General features: G+C 65.8%; 19 protein-coding genes. 11 read left to right on the top strand and 8 right to left on the bottom strand.

The window, feature by feature from the left end; genetic code table 11:
* Nucleotides 1–76 precede the first annotated feature (76 nt).
* Nucleotides 77–829, bottom strand: a complete 753-nt coding sequence (locus JOF56_RS52660) for a chitosanase (protein ID WP_281065957.1) — start codon at nucleotides 827–829, stop codon at nucleotides 77–79.
* A gap of 258 nt (nucleotides 830–1,087) precedes the next feature.
* On the opposite strand from JOF56_RS52660, the gene JOF56_RS52655 reads away from it, so the two are divergent.
* Nucleotides 1,088–1,306: an RNA-binding S4 domain-containing protein gene (locus JOF56_RS52655; protein WP_209646942.1), complete on the top strand. Its 219-nt coding sequence runs from the start codon at nucleotides 1,088–1,090 to the stop codon at nucleotides 1,304–1,306.
* Nucleotides 1,307–1,440: 134 nt separating this feature from the next.
* On the opposite strand, the gene JOF56_RS52650 is transcribed toward JOF56_RS52655, so the two are convergent.
* Nucleotides 1,441–2,760, bottom strand: coding sequence for an aminopeptidase P family protein (locus JOF56_RS52650; RefSeq protein ID WP_307855682.1), 1,320 nt, complete (start codon nucleotides 2,758–2,760; stop codon nucleotides 1,441–1,443).
* Nucleotides 2,761–3,076: 316 nt separating this feature from the next.
* Between JOF56_RS52650 and JOF56_RS52645 the strand changes: the two genes are divergently transcribed.
* The 6 genes from JOF56_RS52645 to JOF56_RS52620 all read left to right on the top strand — a co-directional run bounded on the left by JOF56_RS52645 (nucleotide 3,077) and on the right by JOF56_RS52620 (nucleotide 10,088).
* Nucleotides 3,077–6,190, top strand: a complete 3,114-nt coding sequence (locus JOF56_RS52645) for a PQQ-dependent sugar dehydrogenase (protein ID WP_209646940.1) — start codon at nucleotides 3,077–3,079, stop codon at nucleotides 6,188–6,190.
* Between the two features lie 174 nt (nucleotides 6,191–6,364).
* Entirely contained in the window at nucleotides 6,365–7,510 is a 1,146-nt protein-coding gene (locus tag JOF56_RS52640) for an acyl-CoA dehydrogenase family protein (RefSeq protein WP_307855681.1), read from the top strand.
* Nucleotides 7,507–8,481 carry an LLM class F420-dependent oxidoreductase gene (locus JOF56_RS52635; protein WP_209646938.1) on the top strand — a complete coding sequence of 325 codons (975 nt, stop codon included), beginning with the start codon at nucleotides 7,507–7,509 and terminating at the stop codon, nucleotides 8,479–8,481. Before JOF56_RS52640 ends, JOF56_RS52635 begins: the two co-directional genes overlap by 4 nt.
* Before the next feature lie 22 nt (nucleotides 8,482–8,503).
* Entirely contained in the window at nucleotides 8,504–8,977 is a 474-nt protein-coding gene (locus JOF56_RS52630; RefSeq protein ID WP_209646937.1) for a winged helix-turn-helix transcriptional regulator, read from the top strand.
* 96 nt (nucleotides 8,978–9,073) lie between these two features.
* A complete protein-coding gene (locus JOF56_RS52625; protein ID WP_209646936.1) occupies nucleotides 9,074–9,514 on the top strand; it encodes a hypothetical protein in 441 nt (146 codons plus the stop codon).
* A 253-nt stretch (nucleotides 9,515–9,767) separates the two neighbouring features.
* Nucleotides 9,768–10,088: a hypothetical protein gene (locus tag JOF56_RS52620; RefSeq protein WP_209646935.1), complete on the top strand. Its 321-nt coding sequence runs from the start codon at nucleotides 9,768–9,770 to the stop codon at nucleotides 10,086–10,088.
* Nucleotides 10,089–10,132: 44 nt separating this feature from the next.
* On the opposite strand, the gene JOF56_RS52615 is transcribed toward JOF56_RS52620, so the two are convergent.
* Nucleotides 10,133–10,546: a VOC family protein gene (locus tag JOF56_RS52615; protein ID WP_209646934.1), complete on the bottom strand. Its 414-nt coding sequence runs from the start codon at nucleotides 10,544–10,546 to the stop codon at nucleotides 10,133–10,135.
* Nucleotides 10,547–10,675: 129 nt separating this feature from the next.
* Here JOF56_RS52615 and JOF56_RS52610 point away from each other — a divergent pair, with 129 nt between their 5' ends.
* Nucleotides 10,676–11,455 (top strand): isocitrate lyase/PEP mutase family protein, encoded by a 780-nt coding sequence (locus JOF56_RS52610; RefSeq protein WP_209646933.1) that lies wholly within the window; start codon nucleotides 10,676–10,678, stop codon nucleotides 11,453–11,455.
* A 10-nt stretch (nucleotides 11,456–11,465) separates the two neighbouring features.
* Here the strand turns inward: JOF56_RS52610 and JOF56_RS52605 are convergent, their stop codons facing one another.
* The 3 genes from JOF56_RS52605 to JOF56_RS52595 are packed head-to-tail and all read right to left on the bottom strand — an operon-like array spanning nucleotide 11,466 to nucleotide 13,944.
* Nucleotides 11,466–12,215: an ABC transporter permease gene (locus JOF56_RS52605; RefSeq protein ID WP_307855680.1), complete on the bottom strand. Its 750-nt coding sequence runs from the start codon at nucleotides 12,213–12,215 to the stop codon at nucleotides 11,466–11,468.
* The gene (locus tag JOF56_RS52600) at nucleotides 12,212–12,964 is read right to left on the bottom strand and encodes an ABC transporter ATP-binding protein (RefSeq protein WP_209646932.1); all 753 of its coding nucleotides are present in this window, start codon (nucleotides 12,962–12,964) and stop codon (nucleotides 12,212–12,214) included. Before JOF56_RS52600 ends, JOF56_RS52605 begins: the two co-directional genes overlap by 4 nt.
* Nucleotides 12,961–13,944: an ABC transporter substrate-binding protein gene (locus tag JOF56_RS52595; RefSeq protein ID WP_245378777.1), complete on the bottom strand. Its 984-nt coding sequence runs from the start codon at nucleotides 13,942–13,944 to the stop codon at nucleotides 12,961–12,963. Before JOF56_RS52595 ends, JOF56_RS52600 begins: the two co-directional genes overlap by 4 nt.
* A 67-nt stretch (nucleotides 13,945–14,011) precedes the next feature.
* Between JOF56_RS52595 and JOF56_RS52590 the strand changes: the two genes are divergently transcribed.
* Nucleotides 14,012–14,365, top strand: a complete 354-nt coding sequence (locus JOF56_RS52590; protein WP_209646931.1) for a cupin domain-containing protein — start codon at nucleotides 14,012–14,014, stop codon at nucleotides 14,363–14,365.
* 318 nt (nucleotides 14,366–14,683) lie between these two features.
* Here the strand turns inward: JOF56_RS52590 and JOF56_RS52585 are convergent, their stop codons facing one another.
* The gene (locus JOF56_RS52585; protein ID WP_209646930.1) at nucleotides 14,684–15,526 is read right to left on the bottom strand and encodes an ADP-ribosylglycohydrolase family protein; all 843 of its coding nucleotides are present in this window, start codon (nucleotides 15,524–15,526) and stop codon (nucleotides 14,684–14,686) included.
* Nucleotides 15,527–15,709: 183 nt separating this feature from the next.
* On the opposite strand from JOF56_RS52585, the gene JOF56_RS52580 reads away from it, so the two are divergent.
* Both JOF56_RS52580 and JOF56_RS52575 read left to right on the top strand, forming a co-directional pair.
* Nucleotides 15,710–16,204 carry a hypothetical protein gene (locus JOF56_RS52580; RefSeq protein ID WP_209646929.1) on the top strand — a complete coding sequence of 165 codons (495 nt, stop codon included), beginning with the start codon at nucleotides 15,710–15,712 and terminating at the stop codon, nucleotides 16,202–16,204.
* A 55-nt stretch (nucleotides 16,205–16,259) separates the two neighbouring features.
* Nucleotides 16,260–16,811 (top strand): DUF5565 family protein, encoded by a 552-nt coding sequence (locus JOF56_RS52575; RefSeq protein WP_209646928.1) that lies wholly within the window; start codon nucleotides 16,260–16,262, stop codon nucleotides 16,809–16,811.
* 15 nt (nucleotides 16,812–16,826) lie between these two features.
* Here the strand turns inward: JOF56_RS52575 and JOF56_RS52570 are convergent, their stop codons facing one another.
* The gene (locus tag JOF56_RS52570; protein WP_209646927.1) at nucleotides 16,827–17,015 is read right to left on the bottom strand and encodes a hypothetical protein; all 189 of its coding nucleotides are present in this window, start codon (nucleotides 17,013–17,015) and stop codon (nucleotides 16,827–16,829) included.
* Nucleotides 17,016–17,220 lie beyond the last annotated feature (205 nt).

Raw genomic sequence — 17,220 nt, 5'->3', positions numbered from 1 at the left:
TCTTGGGCAGGCCTGGCATACGGGCTCAGGCTTCGCCGGTCCAACAGTGGGCCGGCGAAGCCGGTGAGATCTCCCGTTACTTGATGGAGAACGAGTCGCCGTAGACCTTCCAGTTCAACGGCGTATTGAGGTCGAAGTTCTTGTTGCGCAGGAACACCCGCTGCGCGGTGTCCACGCGGCTGGTGTCGGAGTGCGCCTCTTCCTGTTTCATCGCCCATACGCGGGCGTCGAGGAAGGCGTTGAGGTACGCCGTCTCGTCGCCGCCCTGTGCCGGTGGCTTCGCCTTGGTCAGGGCCCGCTTGCGGATGTTGGTGAAGCTCGTCTTGTCCGAGCCGTCACCGTGCATCACGATGGCGTCGTAGTAGATGAACTGGCCGAGGGTGCGCAGTCCGTCCTGCTTGGCCCGGCTGACCGACGGGTTGAAGTACACGCGGTCGCGTTCGGACTCCTGGGAGTCCTGGAAGACCTTGTCCTTCGCGGCGGTCTTCCAGTCCTTGGGGTAGTTGGGGTCCAGGCCTTCGTGCGAGTCGCTGCCGTCGACCTTCTTCAACGCTGGCAGGTACTTCGCCAGGATGTTGTTGGGTGAGCGGCGGGTGTACTCCTGGACGAGCTCGAGCATGTCGTGCGTGCCCGAGCAGAAGCCGATGATGCCCGCGGTGTAGCCGCGGCCGTCGTCGATGTCCTCGATGTACTTGAACTGGGCCCGCCAGTCCAGCGAGGAGTTCTCCGCGCTGGACACGATCTTCATCGCGATTTCCTTCTTGGCCGGGTCGTCCAGGCCACCGGCCGCCGCTCCCGACGCGGTCACTGCCGTGGCCGACAGGCCCATGCACACGACGGAAACCATTATCGCAGCCCGTTTGTGCCACTTTGCCGTGAGTTTCAAGCGTAATCCTCCTTGCAGGGCAGGATGTTCGCTCCGCCGGGCGTCGGGCGGCGTCACGCTCGAAGGAGCGGGCCCGACAGACACGGGCCCTGCCGGTGAGTCAACAGCTCCCGGCCTAATTCGTCAAGATTCCTTCCGAATTGTCGGGTTGCCCCGGACCCGTCCTGCTCCCGCCGGCCGGTCGGCGTATTCTCCGGCGTGATGAGCACCCGTGACGTATCCATCCGCGACGACTCGATCCGGCTTGGGCAGTTTTTGAAACTGGCCGGTCTGGCCGAGGACGGCAGCCATGCCAAGGAACTGATCGAGACGGGGGACGTCGCGGTCAACGGCGAGCGTGAGTACCGCCGCGGCAGGCAGCTGCGCCTGGGTGACGTGGTCGCGGTCGGCGGCGCGCAGGCCCGGCTCGTGAGCTCGTAGAACCTCGTGGAACAGATGACGCTGGACCGGTGGGCTGTGAGGCGGACCGGCCCAGCGTGCTGTGGCGGGTACCCGGCTGGTGTCGCCGGGTGATCAGGTAGTCGGCCGGCAACGCCGTTTGGTTCCCAGGACCGTCACCGACTGCCGGCGACCCACTCTTCCAGGCCGCGGGCACTTCGGGGCAGCGCGGTGGACAGCACCTTGTTACCGTCGCGTGTGACGAGGACGTTCTCCTCGATGCGGATGCCGATGCCGCGTAGCTCCGGTGGCACGGTCTCGTCGTTGGGGTGGAAGTACAGGCCTGGTTCGACGGCCAGCGTCATCCCTGGCTCAAGGGTGCCGTAGTGGTAGGCCGCCGCGCTGGAGTTCGCGCAGTCGTGCACGTCCAAGCCGAGAAAATGGCCGACACCGCAGACCACATAGCGCCGGTGCTGCTGGCCGTCGGGGCTGAGTGCCTCATCGACCGAGACCGGCAGCATGCCCCAGCCGTCCAGGCCCATGGCCAGCGCCAGCATGGTCGCTTCGTGGAACGCGCGGAACGGCACGCCCGGCTGTACCGCGGCCAGCGCGGCTTCGGTCGCCTGCTCGACCAGGTCGTAGATCTGGCGTTGGGCCTCGGTGAACCTGCCGGCCACCGGCAGCGTCCTGGTGATGTCGGCGGTGTACAGGGTGTCCACCTCGACCCCGGCGTCGAGCAGCAAGAGCGCGTCCGGGTCGACGGGCCCGTTGTTGCGCGTCCAGTGCAGCACGGGGGCGTGTGGCCCGGCAGCGACGATCGAGGCGTAACCGGGGGCGTTGCCCGCCGCACGGGCCCGGCGGTCGAACGTGCCCTGTAGCCAGCGTTCGCCACCGCCCTTCACGGCGGCCGGCAGTTCCGTCACCACGTCCTCGAAGCCCTGGACCGTGGCGTCCACTGCGGACTGCAGCTGGCCGATCTCCCAGTCGTCCTTGACCCGCCGAAGCTCCGCCAGTGTCTGCCGGATCGCCGCGGAGTTCTCCGGGCTCACCAACGCGTCCAGCAACGGATCGACACCCGTGGCCGCGTACACACGGGGGAGCGCCCCGCGTAACGCTGTTGGCAGCGACTCGATCGGCCGGCAGCGCATACCAAGCGCTTGCTCCCATTGCTCGGGCCCGGGAACCGGCCCGATCCACAGCTCGCCGTCACGCGCGTTCGCGAAATAGTCGGTCTCCGCGGGCCCGGCCGGCTCCGGCAGGAACAACTCGGCGTCCCCGTCCGCCGACATCACCAGCACGGCGCCTTCGGCATGACACCCTGTGAGCCAAGAGAAGTCACTGTCCGGCCGGAAGTCGTACCCGGTGTCGTTGGACCGGACCGGCGCCCACCCCGACGCGACCGCCACTCGTGCCCCGGGCAACGCCTCCCGCAATCGGGCCCGGTGCGCTGCGGCCGCTTGCGCCGCTCCATCCGCCAGACGGACGGTCCGATCCACCGGTCCCCACCCGTGCGGGATGCTCGTGCGAAACCCCCGGGCATTGAGAAGTTCGTACCGGTCGGGGCGCGCGGGTCTGCTCACAGCAGCCAGGATCTTCGACCCGCCCGGCCGCCGGGACCTCCCATATTCCCCTAAGACCACGTTATGACTCGGGCCGCGGCTGTTGCGTATCGCGAAACCCGACCAACCGGCCTATGTGGACGATACATGTCGGAGGCCCCGGCGTGAAACGTTGTGGAGGACTGCGCCGATGCATCAGGCGAGCCGGTCCTATGGGGGGTCCGGATAGTGATGGACGGCGGGGTGTTTTGTTGTGCGCATCAGACGCTTAGTTCATGCTGCGGTCGTTCTGGCCGTCGCGGCGGGCCTTGCGGTGGCAGTGCCGAGCGGGGTGGCGAGCGCGGTCACGTTGTCGAACGGCTTTCTGCTGGAAGACACTCCGGCGGGTCTGGCGGGGGACCCGCTCACCGATTTCGCCTTCCTGCCCGACGAGAGCATGATCGCGACGGGCAAGAACGGCCGGGTCAACTGGTTGCCGAAAACCGGTGCGCCCAAACAGATCGCGACGATCCCGGTGGTCACCACGGGCGATATGGGCCTGCTGGGTGTCGCGATCGCGCCGGATTACGCGACCAGTCGGACGATCTACACCGCGAGGAGCGCGCCGGGCTCGGGTCAGTACGGTGTACTGAGGCTGAGCCGCTGGACAGTCAGCGTCGACGGGGCCGGAAACCCGGTTGGTCTGACGAGTGAACGAACTGTCGTGGAGACCTCCGCGGGCAGCAGTATCCACCCGATGACCACAGTGATCGCCGACGAGGACGGCACACTGTGGGTCAGTATCGGCGATTCCGCCGTTTTCACCTCGGTCGACCCCCTCGCGCTGCGGGCGTTGGACATCAACGATCTGCACGGCAAGGTGTTGCACATCAAGGCTGACGGCACAGGCGTGCCGACGAACCCCTTCTACGAGCCGGGCAACCCGAACTCCACGCGCAGCAAGGTGTACGCGAGCGGGTTCCGCAGCCCGTTCCGGTTCAGCCTCGAACCGAACACCAAGCAGCCGATCCTCGGCGATGTCGGGTGGAACACGTTCGAGGAGATCAACCTGCTCAACCCCGGCAACTCGTACGGCTGGCCGTGCTGGGAGGGCACGCAGCGCACACCCAGCTACGGCGACTTGCCGGGCTGTTCCGGCGTCAACGGTGTGGCTCCACTGAGGACATATCCGCGCGCCGACGGTTCGGCCGTCGCCGGTGGCCTGATCTACCAGGGCAAGAACTATCCGGCGGAGTACCAGGGCCGGTACTTCTTCGGCGACTACGCATCACGTCGCATGTGGACCATTCCCTTCGAGTCGCCGGGCGCGGTCACGGCTCCGCTCGGCACGCCGTTCGGCCTGGAGATCGGCAGCGTCGTGAAGATCACCGCCACGCCGGCGGCAGGCGACATCGTGTTCGCCGACATCGGTTCGGGCAACATCCGCCGCCTGGTGTACGCGCCGGGCAACAATCCGCCGACCGCCGTGATCGAGGCGAGCAACGACCCGGCGACGCGGCAGGTCACGTTCGACGGCGAGGAGTCGTCGGACCCCAACGGCGACGAGCTGACCTACGCCTGGGACTTCGGTGACGGCACGACAGGCACCGGTGCGGTCGTCGACCACACGTACGCCGGGACTCCGGAGAGCTTCACGGTCACCCTGACGGTGACCGATCCGCTGGGGGCGGCAGGGTCCAAGACCCTGCAGGTGTATCCGGGCAACAACCCGCCGGAGCTGGCGTTGCAGCCGCCGGATCCGAATCGGACGTTCGCGGTCGGGGACGTGATCGAGGCGTCGGCCACGGCGACCGACCCGGAGGACGGCCCGTTGCAGGTGTCGTGGGCCACCGAGGTCATCCACTGCCGTGGCGCGGGGAACTGCCATTCGCATCCAGGAACCCAGTTCAGGGACATGACACCGTTCCGGTTGCCGTTCGAGGGCCATCCCGGTGACACCCGCCTGGAGATCACCGCGACCACCACGGACAGCAAGGGCGCCACGGACAGCAAGACGTTCGTGGCCAAGCCCAAGCAGCGCCGGATCACCGTGCAGAGCAACTCCCCGGCCGAATTCACCATCGGTGACGAACAGATCAACTCCGGTCTGTTCACCGTCGGCAGTGCGCTGACGATCATCGCGCCGGAGGCGGCGGCCGACAAGGTCGCGACGTTCGACCGGTGGTCGGACAACGCGCCGCGAGTACGGACCCAGACCGTGCCGGACGCGGACGTCACGCTGCAGGTCAACTACCTGACCCCGATCGACCGCCGCTACAACAGCGAAGCCGCGCTGCGGCAGGTGTTGGGCGCGCCGACCGGTGTCGAGCAGGGCGACGCGCAGGTTCGGTGGCGCACATACCAGGGCGGCCGGCTCTACTGGTCCCAGGCGACCGGTGTCCACCTGGTGATGGGCGAGATCCTCGCCAAGTACCTCGCCGCGGGTGGCCACCAGGTCTATGGCCTGCCGACCACCGACGAGCTGACGCCGTCGGCGGACAACCGGGGCCGTTACAACCTGTTCGAAGGCGGCCGGTCGATCTACTGGACGCAGGCCACCGGCGCTCGCCTGGTGTTCGGCATGATCTACGAGAAGTGGCAGGCCCGGGGCAACGTGGCCTTCAACGGCTACCCGGCCACGGACGAGCTGCCCACGACGGGGAACTACGGCCGGTTCAACGCGTTCGAACGCGGCTACATCTACTGGAGCCCGGCCACGGGCGCCAATGAGCTGCACGGCGCGATCTACGACCGCTGGGCGTCGCTCGACTGGGAACGCTCGGTGGTGGGCTACCCGACGACCGATGAGACCGGTACACCGGATCGGATTGGGAAGTTCAATCATTTCCAGTTCGGGTCGGTCTACTGGCATCCGAATATCGGTGCCTACGAAGTGCACGGCATGATCAAGCAGAAGTGGGCGGCTCTGGGCTGGGAGTTGTCGCCGTTGGGTTACCCGACGACCAACGAGACCGGTACACCGGATCGGATTGGGAAGTTCAATCATTTCCAGTTCGGGTCGGTCTACTGGCATCCGAATATCGGTGCCTACGAGGTCCACGGCATGATCAAGCAGAAGTGGGCGGCTCTGGGCTGGGAGTTGTCGCCGTTGGGTTACCCGACCACCGACGAGACCGGTACACCGGATCGGGTCGGGAAGTTCAATCATTTCCAGTTCGGGTCGGTCTACTGGCATCCGAACACCGGCGCCAACGAGGTACGCGGCCTGATCAGGGACCGCTGGGCGGCGCTCGGCTGGGAGCTGTCCTACCTCGGCTACCCGACAAGCGACGAGCACAACTGGAACGGCCTGCGCCGCTCCAACTTCCAGTACGGCTACATCACCTACAACCCGGCCAACGGCCAGATCATCGACCGGCGTTACTGACCAGCCGGTGTCATGCGGCTGCCCGGACCTCCCCCTTGGGTCCGGGCAGCCGCTTTTGCCTTTTTTGCGAACTGTGACCCAGTCGACGGCGGCCCGCTGACCTGTCGGCTTGACGGCGGAGTGTCCGGTAAAGATACTGAACCGGTAACGCATCTGAACCGACTGGGAGGGGTTGTGCTCGATTCGGTGATCCAGCGCACGACCGCGCCCGGCGAGTTCGAGAGCCTGCACCACGCCGCCCGGGAAAGTGCCGAGCTGGCAAGGAGGCTGGCCGCGACCACCGAGCAGCGGCGGGCGTTGCCGGTAGAACTGGTGGACAAGCTCGCGAAGGCGCAGTTGCTGCGCTCGGGCGTGCCGCGGCATCTCGGTGGGCCCGAGGCGCCACCGGCGGTCAGCCTGGAAACGGCGGAAGCGGTTGCCCGTGGCGACGCGTCGGCTGGTTGGTGCGTATCGATCGCGGTCACCAGCAGCCTGCTTTCCGCTTACGCGCCAAGGCAATGCGCTGAGGAAGTGTTCGGTGACCCGACGACGGTGGCAGCGGGTGTCTGGGCCCCGAAAGGCCGGGGCCGCCAGGTGGACGGCGGGGTCGTGCTGTCCGGGCAATGGGCGTTCTGCAGCGGGATTCCCCACGCCGACTGGCTTTTCGCAGGTTTCGTGCTGGACAGGCAGCTGAGGGTGGCCGCGCTGCCCAAGGCCGATCTGGAAGTCCTCGACACGTGGCACACCAACGGCTTGCGTGGCACCGGAAGCCATGACTGTGTCGCGAACGAGTTGTTCGTCCCGGACCATCGCGTGTTCTCTGTTGTGGACGGCCCGCCGGCACAAGCCACGCGACTGCACCGTTTTCCGTTGTTCGGTTACTTCGCGCTGTCGATCGCGGCCGCCGCGCTGGGCAATGCCAGGGGAGCGATCGACGATCTGGTGGAACTCGCCGCGGGCAGGAAATCCCTGGGGTCGAGCCGCACTCTTGCCGAGCGTTCCCACACGCAGGCGGTTGTCGCGGAGTCCGAAGCCGCGCTCCGGGCGGCGCGTTTGCTGATGTACCAATCCATCGACGATGCGTGGCAGGCTGATCAAGCCACTGACGACCTCAAGGCCGGCATCCGTCTGGCGGCGACGCACGTGGTGCGCACGTCCGCGAAAGTCACAGCGGCGATGTACGACCTTGGTGGCGGTGCCACGATCTACCAGGGTTCCCCGCTTGAGCGCCGGTTCCGCGACGCACACACCGCGACCGCGCACTTCCAGGTCAACCAAGCCAGTTACGAGCTGCCCGGCAGGCTACTGCTGGGACAGCCCGCGCAGACAGGGCAGCTATGAACGAGATCGGAGTGGCAATACCTTTCTGGCTGGACCGGCCGGACACCGAGGCACTGGACATCGCGGTGACCGCCGACCGGCTGGGCTATTCGACGCTGTGGGTCGGCGAGATGGTGACGTTCGACGCGTTCTCCCTGGCGACCGCGATCGGGTCGCACACCAGCCAGATCCGCCTTCGGGTGGGGCCGTTGGCCGTCGGCGTGCGTACCCCTGTCGGTATGGCGCTTGGGTTGTCGTCCGTGGAGCGACTGACCGGCAGCCGGGTGGATGTGGCGCTCGGCGCGTCCAGCCCGACGATCGTCCACGACTGGCATGACCGCCCATGGGGTAAGTCCGCGGTCAAGATGCGGGAGTCCGTGCAGGTTCTGCGCACGATCCTGGAGGACGGCCGGGCTGACTATGCGGGCAAGGAAGTCCGTACACGCGGTTTCCGGTTGCGGCACGCGTTGCCGAATCGTTCGGTCACAGTCGCGGCGTTCGGTCCGGAGATGACCAAGGTCGCCGCTGAGGAAGCCGACGAGATCGTCCTCAACATCGTCACGCCTGGGCTCGTCGCGCGAGTCCGCGAAACGGTCTACGCGCACGCGAAAGCGGCCGGCCGGACCCCGCCGAGGATCGCGGTCTGGGTGTCGGCCGCGCTCGACCCGGGCCCGGCGAGTATCCACCAGTTGGCCAGACAGCTTGTGGTGTACCTGAAGCAGCCCGGCTACGGCGAGATGTTCACCGAGCTCGGCTACGGCGAACTCGTGCGCCGGGCCCGATCCGGCGCCTGCTACGCGGACTTGGCCCGTGATCTGCCGCCTGAACTGCTCGCGCGGGTGTGCATGATCGGGTCGGCCGAGCAGATCGCCAGTCGCGTCGAGGCCTACCATCGCGCGGGCGCCGACCACGTCGCGCTTGTCCCCAGTACCGCGGAAGATCCCGCGGGCCACTGTTTGCTCAGCGCCGTCGCCAAGGAGATGAACCTGTGACCAGTAGTGCTCTGGACCTGTGATGCTGTCGGCCAAGGACGTCAAATACCGCTTCGAGGCTGATTCTGTGGGCCGTGCTGTGGCACTGGTAGGAGAGCGCTGGAGCCTGCTGATCCTGCGGGAGACCTACTTCGGGGTCCGCAGGTACGCGGAGTTCGCGCGCAATCTCTCGATCCCGAGGCCGACCTTGTCGGCCAGGTTGCGGACACTCGTCGACGCGGGCCTGCTCGACCGCGTGCGGTACGCGACCGACCCGGACCGGCACGAATACCGGCTGACCCAGGCCGGCCGGGAACTGTTCTCGGCCATCGTCGTGCTGATGCGATGGGGCGACAAGTACCTGGCCGGACCGGACGGCCCGCCACTTCTGTTGCGGCACATCGACTGCGGCGAGATCGCCGAGTCCTATGTGGCCTGCCGGCAGTGCGGCGGCGAGATCACGATGGAAACGGTGACCCCGGAGCCTGGCCCGGCATTCCGCGAAGAAGAGGCCTGATAGGCGGCACACAACAAACGGGATACCCGTTGCGCGGGCCTGAAAACGTACGGTTTCTGTTGAGCGGGCCGGGTGGCCGGGTGCGACCATCGAGCTATGAACTATCCGGAACCCGATCCGCAGCGGACCAGGGCGTTACCGAACCAGGATCCGGCCTACACACAACCGCCACCGCAGCAGCAGCCGGTCGTACAGCCTGAGCAGGAGACTGCGCACAGTCAGGCCAAACGGGTGCGTACGGTGCGGATGGTGTGCACGGCCATCACGTTCGTCTGTGCTTTCTTCGCGGTGATACTCGGTATTCAGATTGTTCTCGTACTCGCGGACGCGAACCCCGCCAACGGTGTGGCGTCGTTCGTCGAGGGTTTCTCCTCGGCGGTTTCCCTCGGTTTCGACGGGCTGTTCACGCCTGACTCGGCGAAGGCCGCAGTGCTGTTCAACTACGGGGCCGCGGCGATCGTCTGGTTGTTGATCAGCACTGCGCTGACGTACCTGATCAGGAGGTTCGCCCTGCCCGCGAACAGGATCACCGAATAAAGCGCACCTCTGGGCCGGCCCGTCTGCACCAGGTGCAGCTCCTTGACGCCCACCGGCTTACCGGCCGGTCGGAGCCGGTAAGCCGAGGACTGTCCCGGCTGAGGCCGGAACGGCGGTCAGCAGAAGCACGGCGACGACAAGACACCAGAGTTTTCGCATGTCCGCAGCCTGCCGCAGGATGATTCGCCGCACATCCTGCCTCAGGACGTCAGACCCAGGTATGACACGACCCGAAATCGGCTAACCCCAGGGCATGACCGATGACCTGAGTGACTTCGTGCTCGCCCGGCTGGCCGACGACGAACAGCGGTTCAACGCCGGTGAACTGCCCTATCTGGACGAGGCCGAGCGGCACGGCCGGATCCGGATCATGTACACGGAGGACGGTACCGGCCTGCTCGCCGTGGCCGGCCCGGTGGAGGCCACCGGGCAACGGGTCCCGGTGCCGTTCCCGGACAAGGTCGCTTTCCTGCGGACTGAAGCGAAAGTCATGCAGGACAAGGATGTCCTGGAGCTGGTGGCGTCGGTCTACAACGCCCACCCGGACTGGCGGGAGCACTGGCCGGCCATGTGAAACCGCCCCCGGCCGGCTGCCGGAGGCGGTCGGCGGAGTTCGGATCAGGCTTGCGGCTGCGTGATGTTGACCATCCACTCGATGCCGAACCTGTCGGTGAACGAGCCGAACTCGTCGCCCCACGCCTGCTTCTCCAGCGGCACGTTCACGGTGCCACCTTCACTCAACCTGGTGAAGTAGCCGCGCAGTTCCTCAGCGTCGTCACCGCTGATGCTGACGGAGAAGTTGTTGCCGGGCTTGACTTCCCCGCCGGGAGGGCCGTCGGACCCCATCAGCGTGTAGCCGCTGGAGGTGTCCAACTGGGCGTGCATGATGTTCTTGTCGAACGGGGTGGGCTCCGGAGTGAATCCCTCGAACGTGTTCAGGACCAGGTCCCCGCCCAGCACCTCCTGGTAGAAGGTCATCGCTTCGCGGGCGGTGCCGGGGAAGTTGAGATACGGGTTGAGCCGTGACGCCATCAGATGCTCCTCGAAGGGGGTGGGAGCAGCATCGTCGCAGACCAGCGGCAGTCCGGCAACGCAACTGGACCACGAAAACAGTGTCAAACTGGACCTCGCGAGTGGACAAGTCACGGTTAGCGTCAACCCATGACACAGCGAATCGGCACTTCACCAGGTGCCCTGAAGGCCGGTAAGGCGCTCCTGCGGTCCCTGCACGTCCCGGGCAGGCCGCTGATCCTGCCCAACGCCTGGGACGCGGCGTCCGGCCTGCTGGTGGAGGAAGCCGGATTCCCCGTTGTGGCAACGAGTTCCGGTGCGGTGGCCGAATCACTCGGATACGCCGACCATCAGGGTGCTCCGGTGGACGAGGTCTTCGCCGCGATCAGGCGGATCACCCGGACGGTGTCCGTACCGGTCACGATGGACGCTGAAGGTGGCTACGGCCTGTCAGCCGGCGAACTGGCCGATCGGCTGGCAGAGGCCGGTCTGGCCGGCTGCAACATCGAGGACACCGACTACGCCGGAACCGGCCTGGTGGACATCGTCGTGCAAGCGGACAGGCTCGCTGCCCTGCGGGCCGCCGACCCGGATCTGGTGATCAACGCCCGGATCGACCTGTTCATCGCCGCCAAGGATCACCGAGCGGTCCTGGACGAGGCGATCGAGCGGGCGCGTGCCTACCTGGCGGCGGGTGCGGACTGTGTCTACCCGATCCTCGTCCGGTCGGCTGACGTGCTGGAATCCTTCGTCGGCGCGATCAGCCCGGCCGCGGTGAACGTGGCCTACCTGCCGCACGGGCCGGACCTGCCCGCGCTCGGCGCCCTCGGGGTCGCACGCGTTTCGCTGGGGACAGGCCTGTGGTGGAACCTGCAGGCCGTGCTGCGGGCAAAGCTCGCCAAATTCGCCGCAGGCACACCACCCTACTGAGAACTGACATTCACTCCTGAGACCAAGGCAAAATCACCCGTTCGAGGTATACCAGTCCGTAGAACAAAGCAATGCTCATGATTGCGAGCAGAGTCATCGCCGCGAATGCCAGTGCGGTGTCCACACTCGCCCCGGACTGCACGATGACGTAGCCGAGCCCAGCCTTGGCGCCGACGAACTCCCCGATCACGGCACCGATCACGGCCAGCGAGATCGCCACCTTCAGCCCGACGAACACCTGCGGCATGGCGTACCGCAGCCGGAGTTTGAAGAACTCCTGGCTGCGGGAGCTGTCCATGCAACGCATCAGGTCGACCAGTTCGGTGGGAGTGGACTTCATCCCGGTGGCCGTGGAGATCACGATCGGGAAGAAACAGACCAGGAACACCATGATGACCTTGGGCAGCGTGCCGAATCCCAGCCAGACCAGCAGGATCGGCGCGATGGCGATCTTGGGCACGGCGTTCACCGCGAGCAGCAGCGGGTAGATCATCCGCTCGAGGATCCGGGAAGAGACGATCAGCAACGCGATCGGCACACCCACCACAATGGACAAAGCGAAGCCCTGGACGGTCTCCAGGAGCGTCACCCATGCCTGGTCGAGCAGGAACCGCTGGTGCAGCACGTACGCGTCGAACACGTCTTTCGGGCTGGGCAGCAGGAACTTCTCGATCCCGAACACGATCGTGGCCAGCCACCACAGGCCGATGACGGCCGCCAGACCCAGCAGCGGCAGCACAATCCGCCCCACCCGGCTCACGCGGGCGCCAGCATGTCGTGCAGCTCGTTGCTGATGCGAGCGACATCGGCGGCGTGGGCGCCCCGGCCCAGCGACCGGGGCCTGGGAATGCCGACCTCGACGATCTCGGTGACCCGGCCCGGCCGCGGGCTGAGCACCGCGACCCGGTCGGACAACAGGACGGCCTCGTCGATGGAATGCGTGACGAACACGATCGTAGTCGCGAGTTCCATCTGAACCCGTTGCAGCTCTTCGGAAAGCTCGGTCCGGGTGAGCGCGTCCAACGCGGAGAACGGCTCGTCCATCAACATCACCTTGGGACTCTGGATCAGCGACCGGCACAACGAGACGCGCTGCTGCATCCCGCCGGACAGCTCGCGCGGCAGCCGGTTCTCGAACCCGGTAAGCCCCACCATCCGCAGCAGATCGTGCGCGCGGCCGGTGTACTCACGCCGGTCGAGCCGGAAGATCTCCACCGGCAGCATCACGTTGGCCAGCACCGAACGCCACGGCATCAGCGCCGACTGCTGGAACATCACCGAGACATCCCGGCTGGGTCCGGTGACAGGGCGGCCGTCGACCGTGACGGTGCCCGAGGTCGGCCGCAGCAGCCCGGCGATCAGCCTCAGCAGCGTCGACTTGCCGCAGCCAGACCGGCCGATCAGCGTCACGAACTCGTTGGCGCGGACCGTGAGATCGACGCCGTCCAAGGCCTGCACCGGCCCCGACCGTGCGTCGAACACGTGCGAAACGCCGTGCAGCTCGATCATGAGCCGGCCACGATGTCCTTGGTCGCGATCGACCCCTCCGGGATCGCGTTCGCCTCGGTCAGCAACTGGATCGTCTTCTGCACCCGCAGTTCGTCGACGCTGCCGATCGGGCCGCCGGCCGGCCGCACCGCCGGTCCCATCAGAGTGACCTCCGCCGCGGCGACGACCGGGTCCTGGGTCGGCTGGTGCTTGCGCAGGATCTCGCCGGTCTCCTCAGGGTGGTCGATGGAGTACTGCAGGCCCTTGAGCAGCGCGGCACGGAAGCGTTTGACCAGATCCGGATTCCTGGCCGGCAGATCCTTCGACGTCACGAGCGCGTTGCCGTAAAGATCGGGAAGCAGATCGCCGTACGGCAGCGCGGACACCTTCCGTCCCTGCGCGGCCTTCTCGATCAGCGGCGTGCCCACAACAAACTGCCCGATCCCGTCAACCTGCCCGGACACAAGCAGCTGAGGCAAAGCCGGGGGAGCGGCAGGCACAAACTCGACCTTGGCCGGATCGATGCCGGCGGCCTTGGCGTAAATGGGAAACATCACCTGATTGGTGGAACCCGGCTGATCGCCAATACGCTTGCCGACCAGGTCGGCGGGCTTGCTGATGCGCCGGTCAGCCAGCGTGACAATCGCCGACAGCGACTTCTGGTGCACCATCGCAACCGTGGTGACCGGCAGCTTCTCCTTGGCGGCTGTGATCACCGTGGCGGTGAAATCACCGACCCCGAAGTCCGCGCGGCCACTCGCGACCAGCTTGAGCACCTCGACCGTCGCGGAGCCCGGATTGATCGTGACATCAAGCCGGGATTCACTGAAGTAACCCTTCTCCAGCGCGACGTAGGCGTACGCGTCCCTGCCGAAGGTATTGAACGAAGTCAGATAGGTGATTTTGTCCGTGCCACCGGCCGCGGGAACCTCACTGGCACTGCACGCGCTCGCGGCGGCCAAGGCGGCGGCCAGCAGAATCGCTGAGGGACGTGTCCGCATCGGCTTCTCTCCCCCTGAATAGGACCTGTGAAATCCTGACCATATCTTGGGTGAGAGGAAACGCGGGATGGCCAAGGACAGGATCGTCACCGGACCGGACGGTTCCACCATCGAACTCGCTGACGTCGGGCAGCGCGTCATATTCGAAAACGACCAGGTCCGGGTATGGGAGATAACCCTCGCGCCAGGCGAGCACCAGACCTGGCACCGGCACGAACATCCATACCTGGTGATCGCTCTCGGCGGCGCATCCAACCGCATCGACCCACTCACGGGTGAGCCGCGCCTGGTCCACGAGGAGCCCGGCGGTGTCGTTTACCGGGAACCCGGCGAAATCCACATGCTGACCAACCAGGGCTCGACAACCTACGTGAGCCGCCTGATCGAACTGAAACTCGGGGTGAGTCCGAACATGCTGTGACTCCGGGATCGCCTGGATGGGGTAGCGCTTGGGTGGCGCAGGGTGTATGGCGATTGGGTGAGTCTTCGGCTGGTGTTGGTGCTTTTCACTGAAAGGCGACTCGGGTTTGGGGCAGGTTTCGTTGCGGGGCGCCGGGCTTGGGGTGCTCGCCGCTGTGCTGCGGTGCCCTGGACTTGTGTGGTCAGGCTTCGCCCAGGCAGACCGAGGATGAGGACACTCAGGACACATTTCTGTTGCGCTGACGCGCTTTGGCTTCAAGGGGTGCTCGGTAACCGGGGCTGGGTTCGCGACCGGGGGCTAACCAGGCACGCCAGATCTTCAGGCTTGGGTGGGGAGGCGGGAGTTGAGGGCGGCGAGGTAGTCGCGGCCGTACTTGCCGTTCTCCAGATTGGCCAAGAGGGGTGCTGGTAGGTCCTGGGTGTACTCGGGGCTTTGGGAGGCTGCTGCCAGGGCGATGGTTGCGACTGTGTCCACGTCGCCGGTGAATGCGATGCAGGTGTGCAGGAGCCTGCTCATGCTTATGTTGGAGGATAAGGCTGTCAGGGCTGCGGTTACGCTCATTCGGCCTTTTGAGCCTACTTTTCCGTGCCATTTCTTTGCCCAGCTTCCGGTTGGCAGGACGCTGTCTATCCATTCGGCTACTTTGGATGGTGGGCCTAGGGTTTTGTGGCAGTAGTGGACGGCGAGGGCTGCTGCTTGGGCTGAGGCTATGCCGTCGGGGGTGTTGTGGGTGACCTGGGCTTGGATGGCTGCGGCGGTCATGACTTCGGCTGGAGTCGGGAGCAGGCCTATGGGGGCCGCGCGCATGGCCGCTCCGCTTTTGTCGCTGTCGGGTTTTATCTGGCGCAGGAAGTCCTTGCCTGATTGGGTGTTGAGCAGGAATTGGTGGAAACGGCCCGCGTAGCCTGATCGGGGGTCCCGGTGGAACGCCTCGACGAAGGCGTCGGCGAGGTTCTCGGGGGTCCATGGCCGGTCTGAGAGCATCAGCTCGGCTATGGCTATGGTCATCTGGGTGTCGTCGGTGTAGTCGCCCGGACGGATGTCCGAATGAGTGGGGTGCTGGACGTAGTTCTGCAATGTGTTGTGGTCGGCGACGAACTTGCGGTCCGCGTATTCGAATCCCGCGCCGTATGCGTCTCCGACAGCCAGTTCGACGAGCACGCACGCACTGTACGGCAACGCCTGTCCTGTCCACTTCGGATGGTGACAACCATGTTCAGGTAGTGGCGACCTTGTGCCTACTGCGGAGTAGGCACTTGACGGGATGCCTCCGGCACATTCGCTATTGACCATCCACAGTGGTCCCGTTACTCCTTGTGACGCAGGAGCATGGGAGGAGACTAGGTGAGGCGCAGGCGTGGCTGGGCTGTCCTGGGGGCGTCCGGGGTAATGGCGGTCATTGTGGGGGCCATGATCGCGAACGACAGCAACGAGCCGGAGGAATCGGCCGCCCCCAAGATCATTGTTCCGTTGGCCGAGGACGCGGTCGTGGATCTGCCGACGACGACGCAGACCCGGCCGTCGATGGTTTTCATCGACGTGCCACCGGTCGCGGTGACATCCGAAACGGTGGTGTCGACACCTTCGCAGCAACCGCCGGCTATCCCGGCGCCGAAGAAGGCGGCGACCAGCACACCGCCGCCGCCACCGAAACCGGTGTTGCCGGTCCCGACGGTGAAGGTGCCGACGACGGTACCCAAGCTGGATCGCTCGCAGTCCTTTTGGGGCCTCTATCCCGGCGCCATGTACAACTACGGCTACTACGGTGGCTATGGCTACTACGGCGGGTACCCCCAGGATCCTTATGGTTACCCGCAGGGCGGCTACTGGGGCCGGTAATAACGAGTGGACGGTACTGCGACCATCGTCATGAAGTTCATGACGGAGGTAGCCGATGCGCAAGATCCCGACTTTGTTCACTCGCGATCCCGAGAATCTACGCAAGGTCACCCGCGACGTGCACCCCGACTGCGGTTGGGTGCTCGACGGCGAGGGTGAGCCGACGCGTAAGTACGACGGTACCTGTGTCCGGCTCGACGAATCGGGCACCTGGTGGGCACGTCGTGAGGTCAAGGCGGGTAAGACCGCGCCGCAGGGTTTCCAAGCTGTCCAGCAGGATCCGGCGACCGGCAAGACCGTTGGCTGGGAGCCGGCCGGGTTGTCTCCGTTCGCGAAGGTGTTCGATCAGGCGATCGCCGGCGAGCCGGATCTTCCGGCCGGCACGTACGAACTGTGCGGGCCGAAAGTGAACGGCAATCCAGAAGGGTACGAGGGACATCGCCTTGTCCGGCACGAGACAGCCGAAGTACTGGCCGATGTTCCGCGTGACTATGACGGTTTGATGGCCTGGCTGCTCGACCATCCACAATACGAAGGACTCGTCTGGCATCATCCCGACGGGAGGATGGCCAAACTCAAATACCGTGACGCGCTGGCCAGTAAGTAGGTCACCGGAAAGCGGTCACAGTTTGTTGCGCAGGTTCCGTTCTCGCAGCGCGACGTGCAGCCGTGCGATCGTGCTGCGAGAAATGGGCAACGGGTGTAGCACACGGACCCATAACGGCCGTTCATCGGTCAGCAACCGATACAGCTCAAGGCCCTCGACGTCCGTCAGCGCGAGCCTGACGGGCAATTTCTGCTCGTACGCCATGGTTCAAAGGCTACGCCGCCAGGCAGGTCCGCAAAATCACCTGCTTGTGTGAGACCTTCTGATGTGGACGCTCCGGCACCGAGCCGGAATGCGGAATTCCACTTGTTGCCACGTGGGGCGCCGGCATCGCCGGGGAGCGGACCGACGCCACCACGTAGCGCACCGCCGGTTCGGGCGGCGGCTTTCGGTCATTCCCAAGTGGTGT

The sequence above is a fragment of the Kibdelosporangium banguiense genome, assembly GCF_017876405.1.
In the GTDB taxonomy this organism is placed as follows: domain Bacteria; phylum Actinomycetota; class Actinomycetes; order Mycobacteriales; family Pseudonocardiaceae; genus Kibdelosporangium; species Kibdelosporangium banguiense.
Note: the sequence above shows the minus strand (reverse complement) of the source record. Positions and strands in the feature narration are given on the sequence as shown.